Annotated in this window: 1 protein-coding gene; it reads left to right on the top strand. The window is 57.3% G+C overall.

Going from position 1 to position 1,440, the window contains the following annotated elements:
- Positions 1–135 precede the first annotated feature (135 nt).
- Positions 136–1,158: an IS110 family transposase gene (locus tag F4827_RS34835; RefSeq protein WP_183734074.1), complete on the top strand. Its 1,023-nt coding sequence runs from the start codon at positions 136–138 to the stop codon at positions 1,156–1,158.
- The last annotated feature ends 282 nt before the right edge of the window (positions 1,159–1,440 follow it).

Raw genomic sequence — 1,440 nt, 5'->3', positions numbered from 1 at the left:
GGCCGAGATGGAATGGACACCGCCCTCCCTTCGGGGACGTAGGCTCTGGATAGCACGCAGAGGTCCTCAGAACTGATCGGCAGTAATGTGCCAGAGTGGAGTTTCAGCATGTCCACTCGAGGAACGGAGGGCCAAATGAATGCTACGACATACGGTCTGGATATTGCAAAGCGCGTGTTCCAAATGTACTGGGTCGACAATCAAACTGGAGAAATTACCAACCGACGCTTTCGACGCGACGAGTTGATCACGTTTCTCGCGCAGCGGCCAGCTGGCCGGGTGGCGCTCGAAGCTTGCGGCAGTGCTCATTGGTGGGCACGCAAGATCCTGGCGCTTGGGCACAATGTGGTACTGCTGCATGCGAAGTTCATCCGGCCGTTTGTTCAGACCAACAAGACTGACGCAGCAGATGCCCGGGCAATCTGGACTGCGGTGCAGCAGCCGGGGATGCGAACGGTCGCAGCGAAGACGGAAGACCAGCAGGCGATGCTCGGCCTTCACCGGATGCGCTCGTTGCTCATCAAGTTTCGCACCATGGAAGTGAACCAGTTGCGCGGGCTTCTCTATGAGTTCGGAGTGTCTTTCCGTGCGGGCCGCGCAGCTGGCCTCGCCGAGATGCGGGTTCGTATACCAGAACTCGAGGATGTACTCCCGGCAACAATGTTCAGCGGGCTGCGTGACCAGTTGGCACGCATTGATCGAATTGAGCAGGATATCGAACAGCTCGAGCGGCAGATCGGTGCCTGGCACAAGCAGGAAGCTGAATGCCAGGCAATAGCCGCAGTACCTGGCATCGGCAGGCTTACCGCTACAGCGCTCGTCGCGACGATTGGCAATGCAAAAACATTCAGATCCGGGCGCGAGTTTGCGTCGTTCCTTGGTCTCGTGCCTCGGCAAAGCGGAACGGGAGGAAAGATACAGCTTGGACCAATCTCTCGCCGGGGTGATCCGTATCTGCGCACACTGTTGATTCATGGCGCGCGTTCGGTGATGTGCCATGCGAAAGTGCCTACTCCATGGCAGAAAGCGATTCTGGAGCGAAGGCCCGCTAATGTTGCAGCAGTTGCCCTTGCCAACAAGATGGCCCGTACTGCATGGGCGATACTCGCGCGCGGTGAAGCTTACGACAGAAATCACGTCAGTGTGAGGCCTGTTTAGCAGGCTGGCAAAACGAAGAGAGAGATGAAGTACCGATAGGTTGCTGAGGTTGATTCACATGCGATGGCGAAACAGGTCGGACCGCAGGAACCCAAGCCTGAACACGGCCTTGCGCTTAAAAGTGCGCGGCCGAGATGAGGATGTTCCTGGCGAATTCCATCAGGGCCAGCGGGCTTCGGCTTGCGTTACAGGCCGGATATAAGACCGCAACCGATACCTCGTTTTGAGCATCGTATCAAGATCAATCTTGCAAACCGGGCGGTGTCCATATAAGGCCGTGTG

This window comes from Paraburkholderia bannensis (genome assembly GCF_014200455.1).
Lineage (GTDB): Bacteria > Pseudomonadota > Gammaproteobacteria > Burkholderiales > Burkholderiaceae > Paraburkholderia > Paraburkholderia bannensis_A.
The sequence above is the reverse complement of the archived record's forward strand: the minus strand, read 5'-3'. Positions and strand labels throughout refer to the sequence as shown.

Bases quoted from the DNA above. Each gene is read 5' to 3' on its own strand.
- F4827_RS34835 (WP_183734074.1), top strand. From the start codon at position 136: ATGAATGCTACGACATACGGTCTGGATATTGCAAAGCGCGTGTTCCAA.